The sequence below is a fragment of the Nitratidesulfovibrio oxamicus genome, from assembly GCF_015731765.1.
GTDB lineage: Bacteria > Desulfobacterota > Desulfovibrionia > Desulfovibrionales > Desulfovibrionaceae > Cupidesulfovibrio > Cupidesulfovibrio oxamicus.
This window is the reverse complement of record NZ_VRYY01000158.1, coordinates 1-5,333: the sequence shown is the minus strand read 5'-3', so window position 1 is coordinate 5,333 and position 5,333 is coordinate 1. Positions and strand designations below refer to the sequence as shown.

The 5,333-nt window shown below is 68.9% G+C and carries 3 protein-coding genes, 1 rRNA gene and 1 pseudogene; 3 read left to right on the top strand and 2 right to left on the bottom strand.

Features of this window, described 5'->3' with window-relative positions; translation table 11 throughout:
• The 3 genes and pseudogenes from FVW20_RS19675 to FVW20_RS06855 form a co-directional block, all read left to right on the top strand.
• A pseudogene (locus FVW20_RS19675) lies at positions 1–198 on the top strand (rhodanese-like domain-containing protein); the annotation flags it as partial.
• Positions 199–512: 314 nt separating this feature from the next.
• Complete coding sequence (locus FVW20_RS06860) at positions 513–2,288, top strand: tetratricopeptide repeat protein (protein ID WP_196608845.1); 1,776 nt, start codon at positions 513–515, stop codon at positions 2,286–2,288.
• A 34-nt stretch (positions 2,289–2,322) separates the two neighbouring features.
• The gene (locus tag FVW20_RS06855; RefSeq protein WP_196608844.1) at positions 2,323–3,588 is read left to right on the top strand and encodes an MFS transporter; all 1,266 of its coding nucleotides are present in this window, start codon (positions 2,323–2,325) and stop codon (positions 3,586–3,588) included.
• Positions 3,589–3,793: 205 nt separating this feature from the next.
• Here the strand turns inward: FVW20_RS06855 and FVW20_RS06850 are convergent, their stop codons facing one another.
• Both FVW20_RS06850 and rrf read right to left on the bottom strand, forming a co-directional pair.
• Entirely contained in the window at positions 3,794–4,651 is an 858-nt protein-coding gene (locus tag FVW20_RS06850; RefSeq protein WP_231038935.1) for an inositol monophosphatase family protein, read from the bottom strand.
• A 574-nt stretch (positions 4,652–5,225) separates the two neighbouring features.
• Positions 5,226–5,333: ribosomal RNA gene (gene rrf / locus FVW20_RS06845) — 5S ribosomal RNA — on the bottom strand; the annotation flags it as partial.

Sequence of the window (5,333 nt, the reverse complement as noted above, 5' to 3'; positions counted from 1 at the left end):
CATTCCCCGTTGCGCGGCGAACCCGGCGGGCACATCCCCGCCGGGGGGGAAAGCGGGTTGCACCGCCCGACGGCCAACGGCCAGTCGCCGATGGGCACCAGCGAGGCCGGTGGGCATGAGAGAGCGCGCGCGGGGCGGCCCGGAGTGATTGGCGACGCTGGTGGGCGCAACAGGGGCGAGGGCGGCGGAGTCCGCTAAGCCCCCGCACCGGAGGGCGCCGGCAACTCTCCCTCACCCGCAACAACTCCCCGTTGCGTTCCGGTCAAAAGGCAGCGCCGACCTGACGGCCCGCGATGCCGTGTCCCGTCGCGTCTCCCGTGTCCCCCGCGTCCCCCGTGTCCCCCGTGTCTCCCGCGTCCCCTGCGTCCGCCCTCCCCTGCCGGACCATGGCCCCATGCCCGTTTACCCCCACCCCGGCGCGTGCTATGCCCCTGCTTCGGCGCGGCCACCGCGCGCGGCACCCGCTTGTGCCCGCGAGGCACGCCCGCCTCAGCCGCACATCCGGAGTGATCATGAACACAGCCCGCCACATCGCCGCGCGTTTTCGACCATCCCCAGTTCCGCAGACCTCCAACCGCCAGCGCCCCCCACGCCGCGCTGCACGCCTGGCGCTTGTGGCCCTGCTGGCGGCAGGCCTGCTGCTGGGCGGATGCAAGCCCCCAAAAAAGGGGACGGCAGCCCTGCCGGAACGCCCCACCTACATCCGCGAGGCCATGGACCAGGAAGCAGCCGCAAACGATGCGGGCACGAGCGCCACGAGCGCCACGGGCACCACCGGCACAGCGATGGCAGGCACCGCCACGACTGGTACCGCTGCCGACACCGCGCAACCTGCCGTCCCCGATCTTGTGGTCACCCCTGACAGCATGGCCAACAACCGCCAGCCCGAACCAGCACCGCAACCGCAGAACCGCGCATCCGCCCCCGTGGGTGAACTGGTGGACCTTTCCGACGGCAGCAGCATAGAGGCCCCCACCCGCCCGCAGGACCAGTTTGCCTTTGCCATGGCCCTGCTGCAGGGGGCCGACGGCCAGCCCGACCCGGCCCGTGCCGCACCATGGCTGGAAAAGTCCGCCGCGCAGGACTTTGGCCCCGCGCAGGACGTGCTGGCGCGCCTGTACCTGGACGGCACCGGCGTGCGCAAGGACGAGGCCAAGGCCTTCGCGCTGGCCATGTCCGCAGCAGAGCAGGACATCATCAACGCGCAGGCCCTGGTGGGCGTGCTGTACACTTACGGTCGCGGCACCCGGCGCGACTTCATGCAGGGCGAGAAGTGGCTCTCTCTGGCGGCGGAACGGGGCCACCCGCAAGCCTGCGACCTGCTGGCCGAATACCATCGCAAGGGGCTGGCGGGACCGGAGAACCAGCAAGAGGCCTACCGCTGGACGGAACGCGCCGCAGCCCTGGGGGTGGTGCGCGCGCGCTTCTGGCTGGGCGTGCATTACCGTTACGGCATGGGCACCCCGCGCGACGACGCCAAGGCGCTGCACCTGCTGCGCGAGGCCGCCGACGCAGGCAACACCGACGCCATGGGGCTGGTGGGCGAAATGCTCTACAGGGGCCAGGGAAGCGAGCCGGACATGGCTGGTTCCGTGCGTTATTTCCAGATGGGCGCCAAGGCGGGCGACCTGCACTCGCAGCTCAACCTGGGCGTCCTGCATCACGAAGGCACCGGCGTGCCCAAGGACTACCCGCGCAGCCTGCAACTGTTCGGGCTATGCGCAGAGGGCGGACACCCGCGCTGCATGACCCTGCTGGGCAGCATGCTGGCAGAGGGCGAGGGAACCGGGGCGGACGCGGTCGCCGCGCATTCGTGGCTGACCCGCGCCGTGCTGTTCGGCGACGGCGACGCCGCGCCCGTGGCCGCCAAGGTGCAGCAGGGCATGACGCCTGACCAGCTGGTGCATTCCAAGAACATGGCCGCGCAGTGGATGCAGGCGCATCCGCAATTTCAGCCCGGCGTGCCCGCGCAACTGGACCCGGAAGCATCCCCGGCGGTTCCGCAGGCAACGCCACAGGCCACACCGGGGGCCGCCACCGGCGGCGGCGTGCCGGACATGCCCGCCACGCCCACGGAGTCAAACGCACCTGGCGCGCCTGATACATCCGGCGCATCCGGCGTATCCGGCGCATCTGGCGTATCTGGCGCATCCGGCATCGCCACGCCGCAGGCGTCGTCCAACGCGACGTCCCCTGTCACCCAGACCGGCAAGGCGGGCACCCCCACTGCGGCCCCCGTGAAGAAGAAAAACACCAAGGCCGCCAAGGGCGCCCGCACCACCAACTGATACGCGCCGGGCACGACGACGCAACGGACGCTGCATGCCTCCCTTCCCCGATCACAACGCCCCGCACGCCACCGGCCCGTTGCGGGTGTTTCGCCACCGAAACTATCGACTGTTCTTCGCCGGGCAGGCCATTTCCCTGCCCGGCACCTGGATGCAGTCCATGGCCCAGTCGTGGCTGGTCTACCGGCTGAGCGAATCCAGCTTAGTGCTGGGGGCGTTGGGCTTTGCCGCGCAGTTGCCCCTGTTCGTGCTGTCCGTGTTCGGCGGCGCGCTGGCCGACACGCGCGACAGGCGCGCCATCCTGGTGGGCACGCAGGTGGCCTCCATGCTGCTGGCGCTGACGGCCGCCGCGCTGACCATGACCGACGTGGTGCAGGTATGGCACGTGTTCGGGCTGGCCACGGCGCTCGGCATCGTCAATGCCTTCGATGTGCCCACGAGGCAGTCCTTCATCATGGACATGGTGGGGAGGGACGACCTGCCCACGGCCATCGGGCTCAACTCGTCCATGTTCAACGCGGCACGGGTGGTCGGGCCTACCCTGGCGGGCCTGGTGGTGGCCGCCTCGGGCGAAGGGTGGTGCTTTCTGCTCAACGGCATCAGCTTTGTACCGGTCATCGCGGGGCTGATGCTGATGCGCTTGCCCGCCCATGTGCCCCCGCCGCCCGGCCCTTCGACGCTGCAACGCATCGGCGAGGGGCTGGGATTTGCCGCACGCCACGAGGGCATTCGCACCACCCTGCTGCTGGTGGGGGCCACCAGCCTCATCGGAGTGAATTATTCGGTGCTGATGCCCGTGGTGGCCGACAAGGTGCTGGGCGGCAACGCAAGAACCCTGGGCCTGCTGCTGGGTGCCGCCGGAGTTGGTGCGCTGCTGGGCGCGCTGTGCCTTGCCCTGCGGCGCAGCAGCAACGGACTCTCTCGCTGGGCGCTGTATGCAGCCGTGGGCCTGGGGGGCAGCCTGACGGCGTTCGCGCTGTGCCGGTCGGTGTGGACGGCGCTGCTGGCGCTGGTGCCCGTGGGCATGTGCATGGTGGTGTTGATGGCGTCAGCCAACACGCTGCTGCAAATCATGTCTCCCGACGCCTACCGGGGCCGGGTCATGGCCCTGTATTCCATGATGTTCCTGGGCATGGGACCGTTCGGTTCGCTGCTGGGCGGCACCGTTGCCCATGCGCTGGGGCCTTCGCCGACGTTGCTGCTTTCCGGCATCGTCTGCCTGGGCAACGCGCTGTGGTTCGGAGTGTGGCTGCAGCGGCATGGCCCGTCGCTGCAAGGCGTGGTACGCGAGGCAAGCTGAGGACGTTGTTGCCTCCGGATGGCGACGTGCCGGGCGTAATAGTTCCAGACGTGACCACCGGCACGCGGGCGCGTCGGCAACGATGCCGCAAGGAGCGCCCCGGCATGCGGCATGGCGACGACGTCCCGAGCGACGAGCAATGAACAGGGGAGAAGGCAGCCACGGCAGCCCTCTCCCCTGTTTTTCGGCACATCGCAAGGTGTCGTCACCGGGACCGCAGCCGCTCCAGCAACGCGGGCAGCAATGCGCCGTTGGCAGCGGCAAGACGGTTGGCGTGCAGCGGGTCCGGGTGGCCGCCGATATCGGCCACGGCGCCCCCTGCCTCCTGCACCAGCAACGCCCCGGCGGACAAGTCCCAGCGTTTCAGGCTTACCACGAAGAAACCGTCCAGCCGTCCCGCGGCCACATAGGCCAGGTCCAGCGCGGCGGCGCCGCACCGGCGCATGCCCGCCGCACTGCGCGCCACGGCGCAGAACAGCGCAAGATACCCCTCCATGCCCGACCATTTGGGCGGCGGCACCACGGTGCCCACGACCGCCTCGTCCAGACGGGTACGCCGGGCCACGTGCAGCGGACGCCCGTTACAGAATGCCCCTTGCCCGCGCACGGCGGTGAAGAACTCGCGCCTGCTCGGGTCCGCCACCACGCCCAGCACGGCTGTTCCGTCCACTTCCAGCGCCACGGATACCGCATAATACGGAATGCCGTGTACATAGTTCACCGTGCCGTCCAGGGGATCGACAATCCAGCGGTACGGCGACGTGCCGGAACCACCCGCGCTGTCTCCCGACTCTTCGCCCAGCCGGGCATGCTCGGGGTAGGCCTGCCGGATCCGGTTGAAAATGGCAGCCTCGGAGCGGGCGTCCAACTCGGTGGTGATGTCGCCGGGGCTCTTGGTTGTGGTGCGCACGCGGGCAAGGCGCGAACGCCCTTGCGCCAGCACGGCGCAGCCTGCCTTGGCGGCATCAAGCGCCACGCCCAGCGCGGCATCAAGGTCCAGACCATGTACGCCGCCAGATACGGACGACATGAGAGGAGTGGAGGAAACTTCCTGCGAGGGCATGGCACTGTCCCGGCTGAAGGTAACGGAGCAAGGGCCGCTGCGGTGGGCAACGCGCCAGTGTTCCCGCACGACCGACCTTTTCCTAGCACCCCGGCACCAAAGGGGAAACCCCGCCATCGCACGGCAGATAATGACGTTCCGTAGCAAGCCGTTCTAGGGGGGGGCATGCCAGGGCTGAGGCGCTGGCAACAACACAAGGAGGAGTGCCATGTTCCACGGCACTGTATCGCCGCAAATCGCCACTGGACTTCTGGAACTGCGCAATGGAGTTGCCCCTGCTAAACCGGACTGCCCGGCGGCGGCATGAGTCCCGTGTTGCCAGACGCAGCAAGGGGGGCTCGGGACACGCCTCCGAAAACCGGCCAACCGCCCGCAATGCATCCCGCAGCAGCCGGAACAGCAACACCAGCCGCATCAGGCCAGTAACCGCCCCCTGAAACAGCGCAGGCCTCCCGCCTCATCCCCGCCTCCACAGCCTTTCCCTGCCGCCGAACGCACGAAGGCCCCGGCGATTTCTCACCGGGGCCTTTTCGTGATGTGTCTGGATGCGGTTGCGCATCCCTTTGAGAATAAGTGCTGGCATCGGCCTACTTTCCCACGCAAGAGTACGCAGTATCATCGGCGATGGAGGGCTTAACTTCCGAGTTCGGAATGGGATCGGGTGTACCCCCTCCTCCATGGA